The organism is Bacillus sp. NMTD17, from assembly GCF_002998735.1.
Taxonomy (GTDB): domain Bacteria; phylum Bacillota; class Bacilli; order Bacillales; family Bacillaceae; genus Bacillus.
On sequence record NZ_PVRH01000006.1, the window covers coordinates 70,958 to 91,880 of the forward strand.

The following is a 20,923-nucleotide window of genomic DNA, read 5'->3' on the forward strand; positions in this document are numbered from 1 at the left end:
GTTAACATAAAGAGAGGATGTTGATTCATGACAAAAAAAGAAGCGATATCATTTATTAAAGAGATGTATGAAGAGGTATTAATCAAATTCAATATAGAAAAAGTGGAGGCTTATTTTTCACCTGATTATCAGCAAGTGACTGATGGAAAGGTTTCGACACTTGATGAGTTTAAAAAGCATCTATCCACATTAAAAGGATTGACAAAACAGCTTGAGATCCCCGCTTTTCATGATGTGTTATTTGATGAAGATACGCAGCAAGGGTGTTTTCGTTACACTGTACATGTGGAACTCGCAAGCGGGGACCGGGGTTTAATTGATGTCATGGCTCTTTTCACGTTATTAGATGGCAGGTTCATTCGGTGCGACGAGCTGACGAGATCTCACAAGCAGCATGAAACGCTTGAACAGCTTGGACACATCAGCTAAGAAATCTCTTCATTTCAGCCCTCTTACTTCTATCCTCTTGACTGATTCATGTATAATAGAAAACAGAATGATTTCATGCAGCATGGGGACCCTCATACTGTGTATTTTCTAAGTGAAAGAGAGTGAATAAGATGGGTCGTAAGTGGAACAACATTAAAGAAAAGAAAGCATCAAAGGATGCCAGTACAAGTCGTATTTACGCAAAATTCGGGCGTGAAATCTATGTGGCTGCCAAACAAGGTGAGCCAAACCCAGAATCAAACCAAGCACTTCGTTTTGTCCTAGAACGTGCAAAAACATATAGTGTCCCAAAACACATTGTAGACCGTGCCATTGAAAAAGCCAAAGGCGGTGCGGAAGAGAATTTCGATGAGCTGCGCTACGAAGGATTTGGTCCAAACGGATCAATGGTGATCGTTGATGCCCTTACCAATAACGTGAACCGCACAGCGTCAGATGTTCGTGCGGCATTCGGGAAAAACGGTGGAAACATGGGCGTAAGCGGCTCTGTTGCCTACATGTTTGACCAAACAGCTGTCATCGGTGTCGAAGGAAAAAGTGAAGAAGAAACGCTTGAGCTTTTAATGGAAGCAGACGTTGATGTACGTGACATCATGGAAGAAGATGAAACAGTGATTGTATACGCTGAACCAGATCAATTCCATCAAGTACAAGAAGCATTCAAACAAGCCGGCGTCGAAGAATTTACTGTCGCTGAAATCACAATGCTTCCTCAAAATGAAGTGACATTAGATGATGAATCTAAAGAACAATTCGAGAAACTAATCGATGTATTAGAAGAGCTTGAAGATGTGCAGCAGGTTTATCATAATGTGGATTTAGGGGAATAAAAGGAAATTTTTCCATAACATAAGTTTATTTAAATAAACTTATGTTATGGCTTTTTTATTTAAAACTCATAATATCTTTTGAAAGCAAAACTTTATATTCAAATTAGGAAAAACGTATCTTAATAGAGTAAAGTTAAATATTCTATTTTTGTGTAAAATTTAACAAAAAAGGTTTACTACTCCTTTGTCTAGTTCTATTATAGTGATTACGAGAAATAATACATAATTTTATATATAAAAGTTAGGTGGTGTTATTATTTTTAAAATATGGTGGAAACAGTATTTTGGATTTATGATCATACCATTTATTACTATGGGGTTTATCTTTAACAACTTCTCTCACTTTACAAAAATTATCTATTTCCTTTTCCTTGCTTGGTTATTATTTAATGTTATTGACTTTTATAGAAGTGAGGTAAGAAACAAAAAGGACAAAAAGTCATGAAAGGGGGTGTAGACGTTGATATTTGAAGTAGCCACGAAATTTTTTTTAACTATTGGAACAGCAACGGAAATAGTTAATGCTGTAAATAATGGTTTAGGAATTCTAACGATAATAGGACTTGCTGGTGCTACGTATGGCTGGGGAGCAATTGCTTACCCACTTATTAGAGGTGCTGTCGCAAAGTGGGGAACAAAACAGGCAATAAACTGGTAGTATACTAGATTTAACAAAGAGGAGAGGATTCTCTCCTCTTTTAATGAAAGGTTGTTCTTACGTTATGAGATTTTTCAAGATTTTTTATCAGCCATTAGAATTGATGTACTCTCTTAATAAAAAACCTAACATAGCTCTTCCATTATTATTTTCTGCTTTAATACCCTTACTTTATATTCAAGTCATTTTTGAACGCTTTGAACATGTGGAAAGCAAGTGGTTATATTTAATAGCTTTAGGTATGAGTTTTTTTTCATTAATGACTTTTTTCATTACTTCTTTTACCATCTATTTGTTATTAAATACTTTTATGTTAGATAGAGAAATCAGTTTCAAAACGACCATTTCAATTTATGGATTTAGTCAAATGCCAAAAATCTTTTTTGCCATCAGCCTTTTATTCTTTCCATTTTTAGATAACACCAATATATCTCAGTACGATCATTTTCTAACAGCCCTTGCCATCTTTATCATAAATCCCTTTAATATCTGGAGATATATGTTGTTAATATGTGGCTTTCATGTACTAATCAACATGAAAATAAAAAAATTAATTGCTATTGCGATAATTTTCGTAATCATTGAGGTATGTATTATATTTTTCGGAAGTGATATAACTCATATTTTTAGATAAAGGAGATTCATTTTTCTAATGAGAAATGTACTAACATATATTTATTTTAGACAAAAATCTTTTTTTTACTATCGACTTCCAAAATTAAAAATAAAGAATGACTTATTTGTTTATGTCGCTCTATCCGTCATTCTTTTATTCAGCGCAGTTTTTACCACTATAATGACTCAATTATATACCAATCATTTATTTTCACATAACGAGATCTTTTACATATCAACTTTTTTCATCATTACTTTTTTATTAACAGGAATTCAGCAATCCATTACAAATACTGTTTATAAAACATCTACAAAAAATGACCTGAAATTATTAATTGTATCACCACTTTCTTTTCACGAGTTGTTACTAGCAAAATATTTTGAAACCACATTTTTGAAAGAGGTTTTAATCTCTTCAATTCTTATTCCAACAATTTTTTTATATCATTATTCACAAATAGGTTCGGTTTTTTTAGGCATTGTATTTACACTTAACTCTGTATGCTTTCTTTATATAATGAAATTTGCGGTTTTCTACTTATCTGTCATTGGGTACCGTTATATTGCGACAGCATACCAATTGTTTTTTTCAATTCTGAGAATTTTTGTTTTGTCTATATTAGCTGTTATTTTTTTATCCAACAAAATAGATTTCCAATCTCATTCAATGCTTAATTGGTTTTTCAACTGGATATCCCAAATGCCTTTTGCGGTTTTACCAACAATTTTCCAAGATAAATTCATCATTTTTTTACAAATTTCATTATTAATCATCGTTATGTTATTGATTCGAACTTCTTTTTCTAATGGGGTAAGAGCACATTTCATTGGTGAAAATTCAAAAAAAAGAAAGGTTAAAACAATGATTTCTCACCTTTCCTTTCATGAAAGAAAGGAGCTGTCTCTCATCCAGTTAATGATTGCTTACATCAAAAGACAAAGAAAACAAGAAATTATTATGACATACTTGCCTTTATTTAGCTCGCTATTTTCTATCATACTTATTTTATATTTGCTTTATTATAGAATACCAACATTTATGAATGCTAATGAGAGTTTAGTTTTTATCATTCTGTCAGCTGCCATTGTTAAAATGTTATCAGATACATATTGCTTTCTCGCAAGCATCGATTTTCATGGTGCACGTTTTCAACTTCTGAAATTGACTGGGATTCATCCCAAATTCATCGTACGAAGTCACATTATTCTCTCTAGTTCAATTAATATCACGCTGTTCATTATCCTTTTTACAATAGCTGCAATCATATTTCAAATGTCTTTCCCTTTCTTTATTTTCATTTGTGTTATGGCAATAACACAAATGATCTTATTCAATTGTATTTATTTCTTATCAAGCATTAGTTATCCAGAATTTAAAAGAAATTTTGTAAGTAATCTTCCTTCAAGCAAAGCAAAAATGACTGCGAATTTGCTAATTCTATTTTGTTTTTTGCTGGAAGGACTGATGCTAATCATATTTGATAAACAGCATTACCTTGCTTTTATTATCTCTACATTGATTTATTTGATATTTATTTTTATTATTTTGAAAATCTCTAGTCTTAAGATACAATTTCTTAATTTAAGTAAGTAAAAAGGGGAAGTAAAATGTTAAAGTTAGATAATATTCATGTCCAAATTAACAACAAATCCATTCTCCATGATTTGTCTCTTCATGTTAAGCCACATGATTCTGTTGGTATTATAGGAAAAAACGGCGCAGGAAAAACGACTCTATTTGAGATCATTTGTGGCATACGATTAACTGATGATGGCGTTATCCGCTTTTTAGATAAGCAACCTAAGGATCGTCATTATTCAAGTCACCTTTTCTTTGTACCTGATGATTCTCTTGTATATGAATACTTAACTGCATCCGAGTATATCAATTTTGTTTCTAGACTCTACAACAAAAAGTTAGACTCAACAGAAATCAATACTATGCTTTCATTCTTTGAACTTGACTACCTGTCCAACAAATTAATTAGAGACTATTCTAAAGGAATGAAAATGAAATTAGCTATTTCACTTGCTCTTTTATTAAAACCTCGATTACTTATTTTAGATGAACCCTTTAATGGGCTAGATCCATCTAGTTGTATTAAATTAGTTCAGAAGCTAAAAGAATTTCTTCAATTTGGAAGTGTGCTTTTTTCATCACATACTTTAGATTTTGTTGAAGAGCTCAGTCACTCTACATATCTTCTTCGGAATCAGCAATTAACAAACGTGACGACAGAAAATTTAAAAGAGCTGTTTACTGATGAGTAAAGCAATTAAGAGTTACTTAAAAGATTTTTACCATGCTTTAAAAGTGCTTATTTTACCTTCTATTTTCTTCATAACAATTGGAATGGTCATGGGATTTTATATGACAAACGGAGATTATTCAGAGGATATTGTTAGAATAAATGATCAACGTCATTTTTTTGATTATTTCTTTCAAAATTTATCTATATGTATCATGATGATAGTTGGAATGGTTACTTTTGGTTTATCTAGTGTATACATATTGTTTATCAATGGATTAATGATTGGTGGAGCTTTTAAAATTTCGATTCCGTATTTAATGCATCCTTTACAATCATTACTTCTCATCTTACCTCATGGTATAAGCGAATTGATGGCTATTATGATTTCTGGTGGTATTGGTTTTATCCTTCTGAAAGAGGCCATCCTTTTATTGTTTGATAAAAAGAAGAAAATAAATTTTAAAAATATATGTAAAATTACTTGTACAGGGCTTGTGCTAGTAACTATACTATTATTTTTCTCGGCCATCATAGAGTTTTATATCACGCCTGACATTAATAACTTTACGACAAATTAAACCCCCTCTTCTATAGTGAAAGAGGGGGTTTTACTATGTTAATTCATCCCTTGAAACCCAAACGTCAGGTGATCCTGAACAGGAATCCAAGCGCCGATTCCTTGTGAGGTCACGTTTTTTACGACGAGTTTGCGTTTATTTCCTTTGAGCACAAGGTACACTTCTCCGTATGTCACCTTTCCTTTTTCGTTAATCGCTGGTGCATAGGCATGAAGCGAAGCTGCTTTTTTCGGAGATACATGGTACGACTGATCTCGTTTTGTTCCTGCGCCAATCACTGTGTCAAAAGCGAGGGGCAGCTTTGTTTTTTGAATGGCTTTTTGCATCATCAATGTTTTCACATCTTCCGGGTTTGGCACCTTTGCTGTGAGCCCGCCGCTCACTTTCACTTGCTGCTTTTGAACGTATTTTCCAATGGCAGTTTTGTTGCCGCCTCTGTTATCAATATGGTTCATATTCACTTTTTTGTATTCCCAGTTGGCAACCGTTTCGTTTGAATCGTAGCTCAGTGCCCATCTTCCAAGGAAAATGGTCGCGCGGTATCCAACCGCTAATGGCGTCCCTGAAATGCTGGATTCATTCAGCATTTTGATCAAATGGGTATTTTCAATCGGTACATTCGTTGTTTTGAACAATTCAGCTGTCAGCTCGCTCGGCTGGAGCAGGGGCTGATCCTGTGACGCGTTCGGATACGTATTCTCCTTTGAGATACTAGCGACAGACGATGGCACCTTAAATGGCTTCGCCGCCTCCGCTGGAAAGCTGTATAGAAAACTTAAGGATAAGAGAACAACAAACATGATGCGGGGCATCTTTTTCATATCATCACTCTTTCTCATTCATTTTTCCATAGTATTTTCCGCAAAGACGTCCCTTATCCACAAAAGATTATAAAAGGAAAAATCCAATCGCCATAATGAAATAGGCAGCAAGTAATGTGGCGCCTTCAAACCAGTTTGTATCACCATCATTTGATAAAATGACCGTGAGTAACACAGCGGATGCCATCGCAATGAGCTCTGGTAAAGAGAAAATGAGCGGCATCTGCTTATTGAAAAAAAGAGAGCTGATGACAAGGATTGGCGCGACCATCATGGCAACCTGAAGCGTTGAGCCAAAAGCAATTTCCACCGCGACATCCATTTTGTTTTTATACGCCATGATGACAGCTGAGGCATGTTCTGCGGCATTTCCGACGATGGCCACAATAATGACTCCGATAAACAGCTCACTCCAGCCAAATTGTTCTCCCACCGTATCAAATGTATGGACGAGGCGCTCTGAAATGTACGCAACGGCAATCGTCGCAAGCAGCAAAATCACAGTGGCAAACTTACCAGACCATTCAGGTGTTTCTTCTTCCGTCTCCGCTTCCCCGTCCATGCTCTCCAGCTTGGCAACATAGACTCCGCGGTGGCTGACCAGTTTGAAATAGAGCGCTGCGACATAAAGCAAAATCATCACAATGCTAATTCCAATGCTTAAAACAAATTGTTTATCCTCAGCCATCTCCACCGAAAACACTTCTGGAATGACAAACGCCACAATAATGGCAAACATGAGCAAGCCCGAGTTGTGCCTTGCATCGTGGACATTGAACACTTGGCGCTTATATTTTAATCCGCCAACGAAAAAAGACAGCCCCGCCACAAGCAGTAAGTTTCCGATAACTGATCCAGTTAATGAAGCAAGTACAATAGCTGTCAGTCCTTGCTTTAATGCAAAAAATGAAATAATTAACTCTACCGCATTTCCAAATGTGGCGTTTAAAAGCCCGCCAATTCTTGGGCCCGCTATGATGGCAAGACTTTCTGTGGCTCTTCCCATAAAACTAGCAAGACCAATAATGGCGATACAATACACGGCAAACATGATGACCTGCGGGAAATGAAGAAAACTGCCAATGACCGATAGCGGCACACCAATTGCGACAATCACAAGAAACAAACGATTCATACAGCCATTCTCCTTTACATATGTCTGATTGTTATTCTTTCGTGAGTGCCGGCATCATATACATTTAGATTCGTTCGTGTGAGAAGGTGACCTCAATACTTCCTTTCACAGACTGCACCATCGAACAATGCTTCAAAGCAATTGTGATGACTTTATCTATTTGTTCTTTAGATGTATTGATGTGTTCAAAAATGATATGTAAATGAATACGGGAGATTTTGTTTACAGCTCCTGCTCTTGTCGTTTCATGTGTGATCGACAGCCCTTCACAGGATATTCGCTTTTTCCGGCATACATGAATGAGCATTTCTCCAAAGCAGCCTGCAATAGCTGAGGTGAACAATTGAGATGGCCTGTACCCCATTTCTTCTTTTCCTGAGATATACAGCTGCTTTTCATCTGTTCCCGCAATCCACCGGTCCGTTTCGTATATCAGTTTCATTCCTTTTCCACCTTTCTATTGAAACCCCTATGGTTCCATTGTACGATGAAAATATGAACTTGTAAGGAGCTTCTTATGTCGAGAATTCACTTTATGATTTTAATTTTACTTGTATCTGTATCTGGTTTTTCGCAGGGAGCATTATTGCCTGTCATTTCGATTATTTTTGAACATGCCGGCACTTCTCCTACGTTAAACGGTCTGCATGCCACAGGCTTATATCTTGGCGTGCTGCTAGCATCTCCCTTTATGGAAGCGCCGCTTCGCCGGTTTGGGTTTAAGCCGTTAATTGTCATTGGGGGCGCTGCTGTCTTTTTAAGCTTGTTTAGCTTTGTGTTTTTTGAATCTTATGTCGTCTGGTTCTTCCTGCGGCTCATGATCGGGATTGGTGATCATATGCTGCATTTCTCTACACAGACGTGGGTGACCTATGCGTCGTCATCGAGAAATCGCGGGCGAAATATTTCATTGTATGGGTTATCCTTTGGACTCGGTTTTGCCGCTGGACCTTTTTTAACACCACTCATTGAAATCAACCCATCTTTACCTTTCATTGTTTCTGGTGCCGTTAGTTTATGTATTTGGCTGCTTGTTTTTGTTTTGAAAAATACATATCCAGATACGGGCGAAGTGCAGACGTCAGAGCAGACAAACAGTTTGAAGCGCTTTAAGAAAGCCTTTCAATTTGGCTGGGTCGCCTTTATGATGCCGTTTTGCTATGGCTTTTTAGAAACGACACTCAATAGCAACTTCCCTGTGTATGCACTTAGAAGCGGGGTAACAGTGGATGCAGTGGCGTTTATTTTACCTGCGTTTGCCATTGGAAGTATTGTCTTTCAGCTACCTCTCGGGATGCTCAGCGACCGGTTTGGCAGGCGCCGCATCATTTTATGTGTCACACTCGTCGGGTCTTTCTTTTTCCTACTAGCAGGAATTTTCATTCAATCGGTTTTGGCTGTTGCGATTTGTTTCTTTATTGCCGGAATGGCTGTAGGCTCTACCTTCTCACTTGGCATCAGTTATATGACCGACTTATTGCCAAAGCATCTGCTTCCTGCTGGAAATTTGATGTGCGGGATGGCGTTTAGTGCGGGGAGTATTCTCGGGCCTGTTCTCGGTGGAATCTTTGTGCAAACGTTTGAAGGAATGAATTTACTTTACCTTGTCAGCATCGTGATATTATTCGTGTTTTTCTGCGTTCGATTTGGGCGAACGGCAGCAGTGGTTGAAAGTTCCAATGCATCCATTTCTAAATGAAAAAAACTCCCCTGCGCTATGCAGAGGAGTTTTTTCATTTAGTGATATCCATTTTGCCCGTTCGCACTGCCGCTTGTTTTGTGCTTAGGCTGATGACCTTTGTTTTGTTTCGTATTGCTTCCGCCTTTTTTCGATTGTTTGGACATATGTGATTTCCCCCATCCATTCAGATTGAACTTGTTCGTTCTTCTTTAGGATGCCCGGATTTCTTTATAGCTTGCCTGGTACGATTTTACGTTTATGTAAAAGCGCATTGAGCTCGCCGCCAAGGATAATCATGATGCCGGTTAAATAAAACCAGATCATTAAAATAATGATTCCCCCAATGCTTCCGTACATCGCACTGTAGTTGGCAAACTCGCCTACGTAAAATGAAAACAGCATGCTGACCAAAATCCATCCAATCGATGCAAAAATGGCACCTGGCAGAACAAATTTCAATTTCAGCCTAATGTTTGGAGCAAAATAGTACAAGGATGTAAAAACAATCAACAAAATCAGCGGGCTAATGATCCATCTCATCGCAGTCCATACGGTGAGAAAGGCATCTGACTGCCCGACTAATTTAGCGACAAATAAACCAAGTTCTTTTCCAAAGACAGGCAGCATCAAGGCAAAAATAATGGTCAAAACCATCGCGATCGTTAAGATAATCGATGTTAAACGTACGAGAATGAAGGAACGATTCTCCTCAACTTCGTAAGCATGGTTAAAAGCTCTGACGACGGCATTAATGCCGTTAGATGCTGACCAAAGGGCGGCAATAATCCCGAACGATAATAACCCGCCGTTACGATTATTCAGCGTCTGATCGGCAATGGATTCAATCATCGAAAGCGCTCCTTCTGGCGCATAACCAGAAATGACGCTCAGGACATCCTTTGACGTCAGCGGCAAATACCCAACCAGTGTCAGCACGAAGATGAGAAACGGAAATAATGAAAGCAAAAAGAAATACGCAAGCTCAGCAGATTTTGCCGGTCCTTCATGCAGCAAAAAGCGTTCAATTAACGCTTTAATAAAACCCATACGCCTCATCTCCAATGATCAATCTGTCTGTTTCGATTGAAAGTGATCCTTTGTTTCTTCAATAATTTCTAATACCCTTGGGGTTGTTTCCTTTAACTGATTGACCTGTTCATTTAAAAATGACAAATCATCTGAGACTGTTCGCATCAGCTGCTTCGTTTCTTCCATTTTTTCTTTCATGCAAGCCGATATTCTGCCTGGCTCCTGGCGGTATTCATCCAGCTTTTGCTGGCAGTCATTCCATTTGTCTTTGAGTGCAATTCTCGTTGGCCGATGAAATAAAGTCAGCAATGCGCCGCAAGCTGCTCCTATGACAGCTCCTCGGAGCACGATTTGATTTTTTTCTTCCATCTCGTCTGATCTCCTTTCAGTTAAAGGTGGTTCTCTTTCTTTACATACGTCAAAAAACGGTCAATTCCTGTTTCAATTAATTCATGGACTTCCTCAAAGTTCCCAGTGTAATAAGGATCTGGCACATCATCTCGATCGTCGTCTTCTACAAAATCAAGAAGACGGCCAATAAAGTGATGTTTCCCATAGCCGGCTATACTGCGAAGTGCCCCTACATTTTCTGCATCCATCGCCATGATATAGTCGTATGTGGTGATATCCTTCTCCATGATTTGTCTTGCAGTCATTCCTTCATAGCTGATGCCTTTTTCATCAAGCAGCTTTCGCGTTCCTTCATGCGGAGGACTTCCTTGATGCCAGCCGCCAATCCCTGCTGAATCAATCACAAAGTGCTCGCTAAGCCCCTCATCTTCTACTCTTTTTCTAAACATGGCCTCTGCCATCGGTGACCTGCAAATATTGCCAAGACACACGAATAACACATGAATCATTCTTCATTCTCCTCCTATCTTTTCCCTAAGAGTTCTTTTCGAAAACCTTTTCTCTATCATATCAAGCCCTTTTTCTTTTGGAAACTTTGCAAGAAAAGCTCTCATCGCCATTGACAAATTACACAAAAACAGGAGAAACTTTAGGAGAATTACACAAACAAAGGGGGATATTAGATGGGAATAATTGAGCAGTTTGTCACGACGATGAACAATTTTTTGTGGGGGCCTCCCCTATTGATTTTAATTGTTGGTACTGGAATATACCTCACCTTTCGCGTTCTATTCATTCAAATTAGATTACTTCCTTATTCTTTAAAGCTCGCTTTTTCTAAACAAGACAAAATGTCAGAAGGAGATATTTCTCATTTCCAAGCGTTAATGACGGCTCTTGCTGCAACTGTCGGTACAGGGAATATCGTAGGTGTGGCCTCGGCAGTTATAGCGGGTGGTCCGGGTGCGGTATTCTGGATGTGGTTTGCTGCATTTTTCGGAATGGCCACTAAGTTTGCAGAAGCTGTTCTTGCAGTTAAATACAGGATCAAAAACGAAAAAGGCGAAATGTCTGGCGGACCTATGTATTATTTAGAGCATGGATTGAAACAGAAATGGCTAGGGGTTCTATTTGCTGTTTTCGGCGCCAGTGCTGCCTTTGGGATCGGCAACCTGGTACAGTCTAATTCCATCTCAGGAGTCATGAATTCTACTTTTCAAATTCCAACATGGGTAACAGGTATCATCATTACGGCTTTTACGGCACTCGTGATTTTAGGCGGAATTAAAAGCATTGGCCGGGTCACATCTATTTTTGTACCAGTCATGGCTTTATTCTACGTCATTTGCGGTCTGATCATTCTTGTCATGAATGCTGATCTCGTTCCAGGCGCAGTCGGTCTTATTTTCTCAGATGCCTTTACGGGTCAAGCCGTGGCAGGTGGTGCAATTGGAACTGTCATTCGCTGGGGTGTGGCACGAGGAGTATTTTCCAATGAAGCAGGTCTTGGGTCAGCACCAATTGCTGCTGCGGCTGCGAAAACGGATATGCCTGCCCGTCAAGCTCTCGTATCTATGACGCAAGTGTTTATCGATACAATCATTGTTTGTTCTATCACTGGCATTACCATTGTCATGGCAGATATGTATTTAACAGTGAAAAGTGATGCGCTGACCTCGTTATCCTTTGCTCATTTCCTCGGTCCAGTTGGCTCAACCATTGTGGCAATCGGTCTGCTCTTGTTTGCCTATTCCACCATCATTGGCTGGTCCTATTATGGCGAAAAATGCTTTACATATTTGGCGAAGGATTCGTACGTCATGTATTATCGCATCGTGTTTGTCATTGCTGTCTTTTTCGGTGCCGTGTTTAAAAATGACTTCGTTTGGGGTGTAGCAGATATGCTCAATGGGCTGATGGCCATTCCAAACTTAATCGGGCTCATCGGTTTATCAGGGGTTGTCGTATTTGAATCCAAACGAATCATTGATAAGATTAAGCAGGAGAAAAAGGAGAAAAACATCTCCGTGTCATCTTAATAGCCCTTTTATTCTTTTGCATTTCTGTTAAAATAGACATATTATTCGACATATATGCAGGAAAGGACGTGCCGCCCTTGTCAGAGCAAAAAGCGGCTGAAGTCAATCAGCTGATTGAAGACATTTCGCAAAAGTTAAATATGCTGAACATTGGAGTCATCAAAGCCGAGGACTTCAGTCCAGACAAGTACGAAGATATCGAATTTCTTCACCAAATGGTGATGAAAAAATCTTCATTCAGCCCAAGTGAAATGCAAGCCATCGCAAGCGAGCTAAAAAACTTAAGAAAATAATGGTGCATCAGGAAGCTGCTTTGCGGTCTGCACGCAGTTTCCTTACATCATGCGCAGAAAAAGCCAGCACCCCTTAAGGTGCTGGCTTTTTTTATCCTGTCATAACTGCGGTTTATTTCTCAAGCAGTTTTAATGATTCACGGTTAAATGCTGGAATGTCATCAGGTGTACGGCTTGTCACAAGCTGATCCTGACAAACGACAACTTCTTCGTCTTTAAATTTAGCGCCTGCGTTTTCCATATCTACTTGAATGGATGTATAGCCAGTTGCGCCTCTTCCTTCCAGCGTCTTCGCTGTAATAAGCAATTGCGGTCCGTGACAGATCGCAAATACTGGTTTTTTCTCATCCATAAATGTTTTAGTGAATTGGACGTAACGATCATCTGCACGCAGAATGTCTGGTGAGAAACCGCCAGGAATGAGAAGTGCATCGAAGTCTTCAGGCTTCACGTGATCAATGGACGCATCCACTCTCACTTCTGCATCTCCTTGCTTCCCTTTCACTGTTTTTCCTTTTTCGTTTTCAATCACTGTGATTTCATGACCTGCATCTTTAAAGGCTTTTGCAGGCTCGGTGAATTCAACATCCTCAAAGTAATCTGTTAATACAACTGCAATTTTCTTACCCATGTAGAAACCCTCCTGCTTGATTATCGTTTACACTACACACTATACCCGGGCATGTTGAAATGAAACATCCTATCCCTATCAGAAAACCCCTTATGATAAAAATAAGCAATTCGACTCATTCGCATTCCCTTAACAAGGTAATTCGTATGATTTATGTTATCTTTACAATAATCTGCAAAAAATAACTACAAAAGTTAACGAAACATTTCTACAATAGGTATTGTGGTCAAAAAAATTAGAAAGGCGGAGATCAGGTGAAGAAGCAAACACATAGGTCTAAACGAAGGAAAAACCTGTCTATTCTGCTCACTTCCATTATGATGATTAGTCTCATTCTCCCAGCAGTACCTACTCATGCAGAAACAGAAAACGGCAAAGCCGTAAAGGTCAGCATCTTAGCCACAACCGATGTTCATGCGAACATGATGAATTATGATTATTACAGCGACAAAGAAACAAATGAATTTGGCTTGGCAAAAACAGCCGAGCTGATTGACAAGCACCGTTCACAAAATCCAAATACACTCCTTGTTGATAACGGAGACCTGATTCAAGGAACCCCTCTTGGAGAATACGTTTACAAACATGAGAAAGACAGCATCATCAATCAAACAAAGGTTCACCCCATTATTCATACACTCAACAAACTAAAATACGATGCAGGAACACTTGGCAATCATGAATTTAACTACGGATTATCTTTCCTTGACGGTACCATTGCGGGCGCCAACTTCCCGATTGTCAATGCGAACGTCAAAAAGCTAAATGGAGAACACCGTTTTACACCTTACGTGATCCAAGATAAAACCTTTAAAGATGCAAACGGAGCCTCACAAACTGTGAAAGTTGGTTACATAGGATTTGTTCCACCACAAATTATGACGTGGGATAAGAAGCATTTAGATGGACAAGTCCAAGTGCAGGACATCGTCGAATCTGCCAATGAAACCATTCCTGAAATGAAGGCGAAAGGCGCAGATGTCATTGTCGCTCTTGCCCATACAGGAATTGAAAAAACAGCTTCACCTAAAGGATCAGAAAATATGATCTTTGACCTTGCCACGAAAACAAAAGGCATCAATGCCATTGTATCTGGGCACCAGCATGGCACATTCCCAAGCGCTGAATATAACGGCGTTGACAAATTCGATGTCTCAAAAGGAACCATCAACGGCATCCCAGTCGTCATGTCAAAAAACTGGGGCAGCTACCTCGGAGTCATTGATTTAACACTAGAGCCTGACGGCAGCAGCTGGAAGGTCACCGACGGAACAGGCAAGATCGAATCTGTTGCCGGAGTATCATCTCAGAAAAGCACAGTAAAAGATGCCATTCAAACAACGCATCAAAACACACTTGATTACGTGAGAAAGCCTGTTGGCAATACAGAAGCAGACATTAATAGCTTTTTCGCTCAAGTGATGGATGACCCTTCGATTCAAATTGTGACAGATGCCCAAAAATGGTATGCACAAGAAAAAATGAAGGACACTGCGTATCAAAATTTACCGATTCTATCTGCAGGTGCGCCGTTTAAAGCAGGCGGACGAAACGGTGTAAATTATTATACAAATATCGCAAAAGGAGATTTAGCGATTAAGAACATCGGCGATCTCTACCTTTACGATAACACTGTGCAGATTGTGAAACTGAGAGGCAGTGAAGTGAAAGACTGGTTAGAAATGTCTGCCGGACAGTTTAATCAGATCAAACCGAACGTTTCAAAAGAACAGCCGATTTTAAACGAGGAATACCGCTCGTATAACTTTGATGTAATAGATGGTGTGACATACCAAGTCGATGTGACGCAGCCTGCTAAATACAGCACAACAGGCACACTGGTCAACGCCAATGCAAACCGCATCAAAAACCTGTCTTACAACGGGAAAACAGTCTCTGACAATCAAGAATTTTTAGTCGTGACAAATAACTATCGTGCTTCTGGCGGCGGAGGCTTTCCGCATCTGACCCAAGATAAAGTGGTGCTTGCCTCAGCAGATGAGAACCGCCAAGTACTGATGGATTATATTATCGAACAAAAAACCATCAACCCAAGTGCAGATCAAAACTGGGCCATTGCACCGGTGAAAGGCGCAACTTTAACATTTGAATCTTCTCTTTTAGCCAAACCGTTTGCTGAGAAATCAAGCAGCGTAGACTTTGTTCGTAACGCAAGCACAGATGGTCTTGGTGTGTACAAGCTAGCCTTTAAAGAGGATGGCACAACAGAACCGCCTTCATCAGACAACTGGAATTTAACAGTCATGCATACGAACGATACACACGCACACCTTGATGATGCGGCAAGACGCGCAACAAAGATCAAAGAAATCCGTGCTGAAAGCAAGAACAATATTTTATTGGACGCTGGAGATGTCTTCTCTGGTGACCTATACTTCACAAAATGGCAAGGACTTGCCGATCTGAAATTGATGAACTTAATGAAATACGATGCCATGACGTTTGGTAATCATGAATTTGACAAAGGTCCTTCTGTACTACGTCAATTTCTGACAGGTGATGCATCAGATGTCGATCCGAAAAACCGTCATCAATTTGAAAAGCCTCAATTCCCGATTGTGTCATCAAACGTGGATGTCTCGAAGGAAAAACAATTGAGCGACTTAGTGAAAAAACCAGCCTCATTTAAAGCTGGTGAGAAAAAAGAAGCCGGGATCTACCCTTACATCCTGCTTGATGTTAATGGTGAAAAGGTGGCCGTATTCGGCTTAACGACTGAAGACACAGCCATTACATCCAGCAGCGGTCCTAACATTCAATTTAAAGATGCGTACAAGAAAGCAAAAGAAACAGTCAACACCATTCAAACAGAAGAAAAAATCAATAAAATCATTGCGTTAACACACATTGGCTACAATCGTGACCTTGAGCTGGCTCAAAAAGTTGACGGTATTGATTTAATCATTGGCGGTCACACGCACACACTTGTTGAAAAATTAAAGGTCATCAATAAAAAAGAACCTACAATTGTCGCTCAGGTGAAAGACTATGGACAATTTTTAGGGAAAGTAGACGTAGCCTTTGACAAAAAAGGCGTCGTACAGCCAAAAGAATCTTCTTTTGACCTGATCTCTATTGATGACTCTGTCAAAGAAGATGCAGATGCAACAGCGATCCTTGATGGGTACAAAGCAGATATTCAAGATTTAAAAACAGAAAAAGTCGGCTATACAGATGTCCTATTAGACGGACAACGCGAGCACGTCCGTGCGAAGGAAACGAATCTTGGGAACTTTATTGCCGACGGCATGCTGCAGAAAGCACAAGAATCTGCCGATGCTGACCTTGCCATCACAAACGGCGGCGGTATTCGAGGCAGCATTGAAAAAGGAGATATCACTTTAGGTGATATTTTAACGGTGATGCCTTTCGGAAATACACTTTATGTCGCAGATTTAAAAGGCAGTCAAATTAAAAAAACACTCGAACAGGGGCTGTCAGGCATTGAGGAAGGCGGAGGTGCATTCCCTCATGTAGCTGGCATTGAATATACGTTTACACTCAGTAAACCAGCTGGCAGCAGGCTGATTGATGTGAAATTGAAAGACCAAAAGGGTCAACTGACAGACATTGATGATGAGAAAACATACCGCGTAGCCACAAACGCATTTGTCGGCACAGGCGGCGACGGCTACAGCGTCTTTACAGAAGCCTCTCACGGCGAAGACTTAGGGTATGTCGACTATGAAATCTTCAAAGAGCAAATTGAAAAGGCAGACGGGCAGATTTCGCCTGTCATCGATCACAGGGTGAAAGAAGTGTTCCTTCCTCGCGTGAAAGGAAAAGGCGCTTATGACATTCAAGATGATAAGAAATTCCAAACGTATGTGCAGCATACAAACAAAGCATTTCTCTATTTAGACAAAGCAAGCAAAGCGGAAAACGTTCAATTGTCTCTATCAAAAGCGCAAGTAGCCGAGCTGAAGAAAAGAGAGCAAGATCCAAACGTCACCATCTATCATGACAAAGTGGGACTCGCATTGCCGCTCTCCAATTTGTCAGAGAAAAGCGCAGATATATGGATGACAAAGACGGATAAAGTGAAAAACGCATTAACGGATACGTATGATTTCCAAATCAAACAAGACAAGAAAAAGGTTTCGACCTTTAAAGACCCTGTCACACTATCCTTTACACTAGACGAGCCTCAAAAGGCGAAAAAACCTGGTGTGTATTATGTGGATCGCGAGAAGAATCGTTACGCCAAAACAAGTAACGGATCGTTCGAAAATGGAGTCGTATCAGGTCAAACTGAGCACTTCAGCGAATACACCGTCCTCAATCAAAATGAAGCAGCTGGAACAACCCCAGATCAAACTGGTGGAGACGGCGAAACATCAGCACCAGGCGGAGGTACAGGTACAGATCCAAACCAAGATGGAACCGGCCTACCAGGCGGCACACTGCCGAATACAGCCACTATGATGTATACAGCTGTACTGATTGGCGTGCTCATGCTCGCCGCAGGCGGTATCCTTTATTACTACCAGCGCAAGCGTACAAGAAAAAATGTATCATCCTAAAGGAAAAGGACAGAGCCTATGCTCTGTCCTTTTTTCATGGAATAGTCATTAATCTTGAGATAAATAGATCCAATTGCGGTCGTCAAATTCTTTCACATCATCTGACCCTATATGCCGAAGCATTCTATTAAAGAACATCATGTCATTTTCATCCTCGACATCATATAAATTCTTTAAAACATAATCTCTCGTAATAAAATTCGTTAAGTTCGTATTATTTACTAAATCAGCAAAAAAACCTTTTACCATCGTTAAATCCTCTTCACTTAATTTCTCATCATTGATAATGGAAATATGAAACACATTCAAAATCGCTTGTATATCTTCTTCATCCATATAACATAATGGGTCTAGCTTTCTGTCTTCTTCCGTAAACGGTTTTCGCGTATCTTCAATGATGACATAACATAAAATCTGATGATCTTTCATCACGCTGAATATTTCTAAATCTCTTAATTTTAGTGGTCTATTTAATCTAATCATCTTTCCTCCTAAAAAGGGTGATCTATTCGTCGTCTATCTCTCTCCTTCTCCCAAAACCTGAAATGGACAGAGCCTATGCTCTGTCCACTTTTTCTCTTCTTGCAAAATCGACGAATCTGAAGCGGTCTAATCGGTGACGGCTTTCCGTGTATTGAAATAAACTTGTATCCTCTAAGAACACGTAATTCTTCACGACGACGACATGGTCAAACCCGTTCAAATCAAGATACTTGGCGTCTTCTTCTGTACATGGCTCTACCACAAATTCCTTTTGGGCATAGCTGATTGATACACCGAGCTCTCCTTCAATATACTCGTAGATTGATCCTTCACAAATGTCCTTCGACAAGACTGACACATGCTTTTGCAAAAAGTAATCCTTGTCTAAAATCACTTCTTCTCCGCTAATATTGCGAGAGCGGATGACTTCCCAGACATCCTCCTGTCCACTTATTTTCAGCTGAGACTGAATATACTGATCCGGTTTGATTAAACCAAATTCGTGAACCGTCGTAACTGTCTTTCGGCCAAGTGTTTGGGAAAGCTCTTTAAAGCTGACGAGACCCGAGACTGGGAATTGCATTTTCTCACGATTCAGCAAGACAGAGCCTTTCCCGCGGATTTTTTGGATATAGCCATTTTGCACAAGGATATTTAATGCCTTTCTTACCGTCTCACGGGACGTATCGTACATCAAGGATAGCTCATGCTCTGATGGCAGAATGCCTTTATCCTGCCAATCACCTTGTTCAATTCGTCTTGCGAGCTGATCATAAATCACTCGAAACTTATTCTCTTTCATTTTCCCTCCGCCCCATTTTCTAGCGTTTGGTTAAATGATAAACGATTGACTCATATGGACGCAACGTAAATCCCTTCATATCTGCCGGTACATCCTCATAATTGGATAACAGCACTTGCCCCTCCATCTCATCTATAGCCTGCACGAGCTCATCAGGAAGCGTAAAGTCCGCCTCCCCTGCATAAAAATGATTGATCACAAGAAGCTTCTCCTCATGGCTTTCTCTGACATAAGCAAAAACCTTCGGATCTTCTGCTAAGAGTAAAGTGAAGCTTCCATATGTGATCACATCAAGTTCTTTACGCAGCCTGCAAAGCGCTTGATAATGATAGAAAATAGACGACTGATCCTTTAATGAAGCTTCTACTGAAATGTCGTTATTGGCTGGCTCAATCCAAGGTGTTCCTTTTGAGAAACCTGCATTCTTTTCTGAGGTCCACTGCATCGGTGTTCTCGCATTATCTCTTGACTTGACCTGTAAAATGGCGAGTGCTTCTTCCTTTGATTTCCCTTTTTCAAGCATGGCTTCATACATATTAAGTGATTCAATATCACGGTAAGACGATATGTCCTCAAAACGAGGATTCTTCATGCCAATTTCTTCACCTTGATAAATATACGGAGTCCCTTGCATGAGATGAATGGTAGTCGCCAGCATCTTCGCTGATTGCTGATGATACGTGTCATCATCACCATACCTTGAGACGATACGCGGCTGATCATGATTGCACCAGAAGAGCGCATTCCAGCCGCCGCCCTCATGCATTTTCGTCTGCCACTCAGACAGAATCGACTTCAATTCATGAAAATCAAATGGTGCGAGGGCCCATTTTTCTCCGTTTGGATAATCGACCTTTAAATGATGGAAATTAAACGTCATATCCAGCTCCTGCCGATCCGGTCTTGTATACCGAATGCAGTCTGCGATATTCGTTGAAGACATTTCCCCGACTGTCATGCTGTCATATTTCGAAAAAACCTCTTGATTCATTTCATGCAGAAACTCATGAATTCTTGGGCCATCCGTATAATACATCCGGCCGTCTCCTTGCACAGACTGTCCGGCGTCATCTAAGAAGCGTTGATCTTTCGAGATGTTGTTAATGACATCCAGCCTGAATCCATCAATTCCTTTTTCAAACCAAAAATGCATGATGTCATATACTTGCCTGCGCACCTCATCCTTTTCCCAATTAAGATCCGCCTGTGTGACATCGTATAAATGAAGATAATACTCTCCCGTTGCTTCATCTAGCTCCCATGCCGGACCGCCAAATTTTGACTGCCAATCATTCGGCGGTGATCCGTCTGCTTTAGGCTCCTTCCAAATATAATAATCTCGATAAGGATGATTCTTTGACTCGCGTGATGCTTGAAACCACTCATGGAAAATGGATGTATGATTGACGGCTAAATCCATGATGACTCGTATACCTCGATCATGGGCTTCTTTCAGCATGTGTTCAAAATCCGCCATTGTGCCGTACATGTCATGGATTTTTGTATAATCACTAATATCATAGCCGTTGTCATGCTGCGGAGACTCATACATTGGCGTGAGCCAAATACAATCCGCCCCCAGCTCTTTAATATAATCGAGCTTTTTTGTCACACCATTGATATCGCCTGTACCTGAGCCCGTTGTATCTAAAAAGCTCTTCGGATAAATTTGATAGACCACCGCTTTTTTCCACCACGGTTCGTTTGTTTGTTGTTTCAATTTCCTTCACC

The 20,923-nt window shown here is 39.9% G+C and carries 21 protein-coding genes; 11 read left to right on the top strand and 10 right to left on the bottom strand.

The window, feature by feature from the left end; all coding sequences use genetic code 11:
• Nucleotides 1-27: 27 nt before the first annotated feature.
• From C6347_RS16500 to C6347_RS16530, 7 genes are all read left to right on the top strand, one after another.
• A complete protein-coding gene (locus C6347_RS16500) occupies nt 28-429 on the top strand; it encodes a nuclear transport factor 2 family protein (RefSeq protein WP_060595781.1) in 402 nt (133 codons plus the stop codon).
• 131 nt (nt 430-560) lie between these two features.
• A complete protein-coding gene (locus tag C6347_RS16505; RefSeq protein WP_012009270.1) occupies nt 561-1,280 on the top strand; it encodes a YebC/PmpR family DNA-binding transcriptional regulator in 720 nt (239 codons plus the stop codon).
• Between the two features lie 460 nt (nt 1,281-1,740).
• Nucleotides 1,741-1,938 (top strand): hypothetical protein, encoded by a 198-nt coding sequence (locus C6347_RS16510; RefSeq protein ID WP_024425263.1) that lies wholly within the window; start codon nt 1,741-1,743, stop codon nt 1,936-1,938.
• Nucleotides 1,939-2,002: 64 nt separating this feature from the next.
• On the top strand, nt 2,003-2,572 hold the full coding sequence (locus C6347_RS16515) for a YIP1 family protein (RefSeq protein ID WP_159049986.1): 570 nt from the start codon (nt 2,003-2,005) through the stop codon (nt 2,570-2,572).
• Between the two features lie 18 nt (nt 2,573-2,590).
• Entirely contained in the window at nt 2,591-4,147 is a 1,557-nt protein-coding gene (locus C6347_RS16520) for a hypothetical protein (protein WP_106037178.1), read from the top strand.
• A 14-nt stretch (nt 4,148-4,161) separates the two neighbouring features.
• The gene (locus tag C6347_RS16525) at nt 4,162-4,824 is read left to right on the top strand and encodes an ATP-binding cassette domain-containing protein (RefSeq protein ID WP_060595779.1); all 663 of its coding nucleotides are present in this window, start codon (nt 4,162-4,164) and stop codon (nt 4,822-4,824) included.
• A complete protein-coding gene (locus tag C6347_RS16530) occupies nt 4,817-5,383 on the top strand; it encodes a stage II sporulation protein M (protein ID WP_060595778.1) in 567 nt (188 codons plus the stop codon). Before C6347_RS16525 ends, C6347_RS16530 begins: the two co-directional genes overlap by 8 nt.
• 38 nt (nt 5,384-5,421) lie before the next feature.
• Here C6347_RS16530 and C6347_RS16535 read toward each other — a convergent pair whose 3' ends face one another.
• The 3 genes from C6347_RS16535 to C6347_RS16545 all read right to left on the bottom strand — a co-directional run bounded on the left by C6347_RS16535 (nt 5,422) and on the right by C6347_RS16545 (nt 7,781).
• Entirely contained in the window at nt 5,422-6,204 is a 783-nt protein-coding gene (locus tag C6347_RS16535) for a YfkD famly protein (protein WP_060595777.1), read from the bottom strand.
• A 67-nt stretch (nt 6,205-6,271) separates the two neighbouring features.
• Nucleotides 6,272-7,339, bottom strand: a complete 1,068-nt coding sequence (cax, locus tag C6347_RS16540; RefSeq protein ID WP_060595776.1) for a calcium/proton exchanger — start codon at nt 7,337-7,339, stop codon at nt 6,272-6,274.
• A gap of 64 nt (nt 7,340-7,403) precedes the next feature.
• The gene (locus tag C6347_RS16545; protein ID WP_106037179.1) at nt 7,404-7,781 is read right to left on the bottom strand and encodes an OsmC family protein; all 378 of its coding nucleotides are present in this window, start codon (nt 7,779-7,781) and stop codon (nt 7,404-7,406) included.
• Nucleotides 7,782-7,856: 75 nt separating this feature from the next.
• Between C6347_RS16545 and C6347_RS16550 the strand changes: the two genes are divergently transcribed.
• Nucleotides 7,857-9,038 (top strand): MFS transporter, encoded by a 1,182-nt coding sequence (locus tag C6347_RS16550; RefSeq protein WP_106043726.1) that lies wholly within the window; start codon nt 7,857-7,859, stop codon nt 9,036-9,038.
• A 210-nt stretch (nt 9,039-9,248) separates the two neighbouring features.
• On the opposite strand, the gene C6347_RS16555 is transcribed toward C6347_RS16550, so the two are convergent.
• From C6347_RS16555 to C6347_RS16565, 3 genes are read right to left on the bottom strand one after another with little or no spacing between them, the layout of a single operon-like run.
• Complete coding sequence (locus tag C6347_RS16555; protein WP_034665141.1) at nt 9,249-10,067, bottom strand: YihY/virulence factor BrkB family protein; 819 nt, start codon at nt 10,065-10,067, stop codon at nt 9,249-9,251.
• An 18-nt stretch (nt 10,068-10,085) separates the two neighbouring features.
• Complete coding sequence (locus C6347_RS16560) at nt 10,086-10,418, bottom strand: YtxH domain-containing protein (protein WP_060595773.1); 333 nt, start codon at nt 10,416-10,418, stop codon at nt 10,086-10,088.
• Between the two features lie 20 nt (nt 10,419-10,438).
• Nucleotides 10,439-10,909: a low molecular weight protein-tyrosine-phosphatase gene (locus tag C6347_RS16565; RefSeq protein ID WP_034665148.1), complete on the bottom strand. Its 471-nt coding sequence runs from the start codon at nt 10,907-10,909 to the stop codon at nt 10,439-10,441.
• Nucleotides 10,910-11,083: 174 nt separating this feature from the next.
• On the opposite strand from C6347_RS16565, the gene C6347_RS16575 reads away from it, so the two are divergent.
• Together C6347_RS16575 and C6347_RS16580 are read left to right on the top strand one after the other, a co-directional pair.
• Nucleotides 11,084-12,439: an alanine/glycine:cation symporter family protein gene (locus C6347_RS16575; protein WP_060595772.1), complete on the top strand. Its 1,356-nt coding sequence runs from the start codon at nt 11,084-11,086 to the stop codon at nt 12,437-12,439.
• A 77-nt stretch (nt 12,440-12,516) separates the two neighbouring features.
• A complete protein-coding gene (locus C6347_RS16580; protein WP_003214000.1) occupies nt 12,517-12,732 on the top strand; it encodes a DUF1128 domain-containing protein in 216 nt (71 codons plus the stop codon).
• 112 nt (nt 12,733-12,844) lie between these two features.
• On the opposite strand, the gene C6347_RS16585 is transcribed toward C6347_RS16580, so the two are convergent.
• Nucleotides 12,845-13,363 carry a type 1 glutamine amidotransferase domain-containing protein gene (locus C6347_RS16585; RefSeq protein WP_060595771.1) on the bottom strand — a complete coding sequence of 173 codons (519 nt, stop codon included), beginning with the start codon at nt 13,361-13,363 and terminating at the stop codon, nt 12,845-12,847.
• Between the two features lie 254 nt (nt 13,364-13,617).
• Here C6347_RS16585 and C6347_RS16590 point away from each other — a divergent pair, with 254 nt between their 5' ends.
• Nucleotides 13,618-17,907, top strand: a complete 4,290-nt coding sequence (locus tag C6347_RS16590; RefSeq protein ID WP_060595770.1) for a multifunctional 2',3'-cyclic-nucleotide 2'-phosphodiesterase/3'-nucleotidase/5'-nucleotidase — start codon at nt 13,618-13,620, stop codon at nt 17,905-17,907.
• Between the two features lie 48 nt (nt 17,908-17,955).
• Here C6347_RS16590 and C6347_RS16595 read toward each other — a convergent pair whose 3' ends face one another.
• From C6347_RS16595 to treC, 3 genes are all read right to left on the bottom strand, one after another.
• On the bottom strand, nt 17,956-18,390 hold the full coding sequence (locus C6347_RS16595; RefSeq protein WP_060595769.1) for a hypothetical protein: 435 nt from the start codon (nt 18,388-18,390) through the stop codon (nt 17,956-17,958).
• A 73-nt stretch (nt 18,391-18,463) separates the two neighbouring features.
• Nucleotides 18,464-19,192 carry a trehalose operon repressor gene (treR, locus tag C6347_RS16600; protein ID WP_060595768.1) on the bottom strand — a complete coding sequence of 243 codons (729 nt, stop codon included), beginning with the start codon at nt 19,190-19,192 and terminating at the stop codon, nt 18,464-18,466.
• A gap of 19 nt (nt 19,193-19,211) precedes the next feature.
• A complete protein-coding gene (gene treC / locus C6347_RS16605; RefSeq protein WP_060595767.1) occupies nt 19,212-20,912 on the bottom strand; it encodes an alpha,alpha-phosphotrehalase in 1,701 nt (566 codons plus the stop codon).
• Between the last annotated feature and the right edge of the window lie 11 nt (nt 20,913-20,923).

Bases quoted from the DNA above. Each gene is read 5' to 3' on its own strand.
- C6347_RS16545 (WP_106037179.1), bottom strand. From the start codon at position 7,781: ATGAAACTGATATACGAAACGGACCGGTGGATTGCGGGAACAGATGAA.
- C6347_RS16515 (WP_159049986.1), top strand. From the start codon at position 2,003: ATGAGATTTTTCAAGATTTTTTATCAGCCATTAGAATTGATGTACTCT.
- C6347_RS16595 (WP_060595769.1), bottom strand. From the start codon at position 18,390: ATGATTAGATTAAATAGACCACTAAAATTAAGAGATTTAGAAATATTC.
- C6347_RS16500 (WP_060595781.1), top strand. From the start codon at position 28: ATGACAAAAAAAGAAGCGATATCATTTATTAAAGAGATGTATGAAGAG.
- C6347_RS16555 (WP_034665141.1), bottom strand. From the start codon at position 10,067: ATGGGTTTTATTAAAGCGTTAATTGAACGCTTTTTGCTGCATGAAGGA.
- cax (WP_060595776.1), bottom strand. From the start codon at position 7,339: ATGAATCGTTTGTTTCTTGTGATTGTCGCAATTGGTGTGCCGCTATCG.
- C6347_RS16585 (WP_060595771.1), bottom strand. From the start codon at position 13,363: ATGGGTAAGAAAATTGCAGTTGTATTAACAGATTACTTTGAGGATGTT.
- C6347_RS16525 (WP_060595779.1), top strand. From the start codon at position 4,162: ATGTTAAAGTTAGATAATATTCATGTCCAAATTAACAACAAATCCATT.
- C6347_RS16550 (WP_106043726.1), top strand. From the start codon at position 7,857: ATGTCGAGAATTCACTTTATGATTTTAATTTTACTTGTATCTGTATCT.
- C6347_RS16535 (WP_060595777.1), bottom strand. From the start codon at position 6,204: ATGAAAAAGATGCCCCGCATCATGTTTGTTGTTCTCTTATCCTTAAGT.
- C6347_RS16560 (WP_060595773.1), bottom strand. From the start codon at position 10,418: ATGGAAGAAAAAAATCAAATCGTGCTCCGAGGAGCTGTCATAGGAGCA.
- C6347_RS16565 (WP_034665148.1), bottom strand. From the start codon at position 10,909: ATGATTCATGTGTTATTCGTGTGTCTTGGCAATATTTGCAGGTCACCG.
- C6347_RS16530 (WP_060595778.1), top strand. From the start codon at position 4,817: ATGAGTAAAGCAATTAAGAGTTACTTAAAAGATTTTTACCATGCTTTA.
- C6347_RS16575 (WP_060595772.1), top strand. From the start codon at position 11,084: ATGGGAATAATTGAGCAGTTTGTCACGACGATGAACAATTTTTTGTGG.
- C6347_RS16520 (WP_106037178.1), top strand. From the start codon at position 2,591: ATGAGAAATGTACTAACATATATTTATTTTAGACAAAAATCTTTTTTT.
- C6347_RS16505 (WP_012009270.1), top strand. From the start codon at position 561: ATGGGTCGTAAGTGGAACAACATTAAAGAAAAGAAAGCATCAAAGGAT.
- treR (WP_060595768.1), bottom strand. From the start codon at position 19,192: ATGAAAGAGAATAAGTTTCGAGTGATTTATGATCAGCTCGCAAGACGA.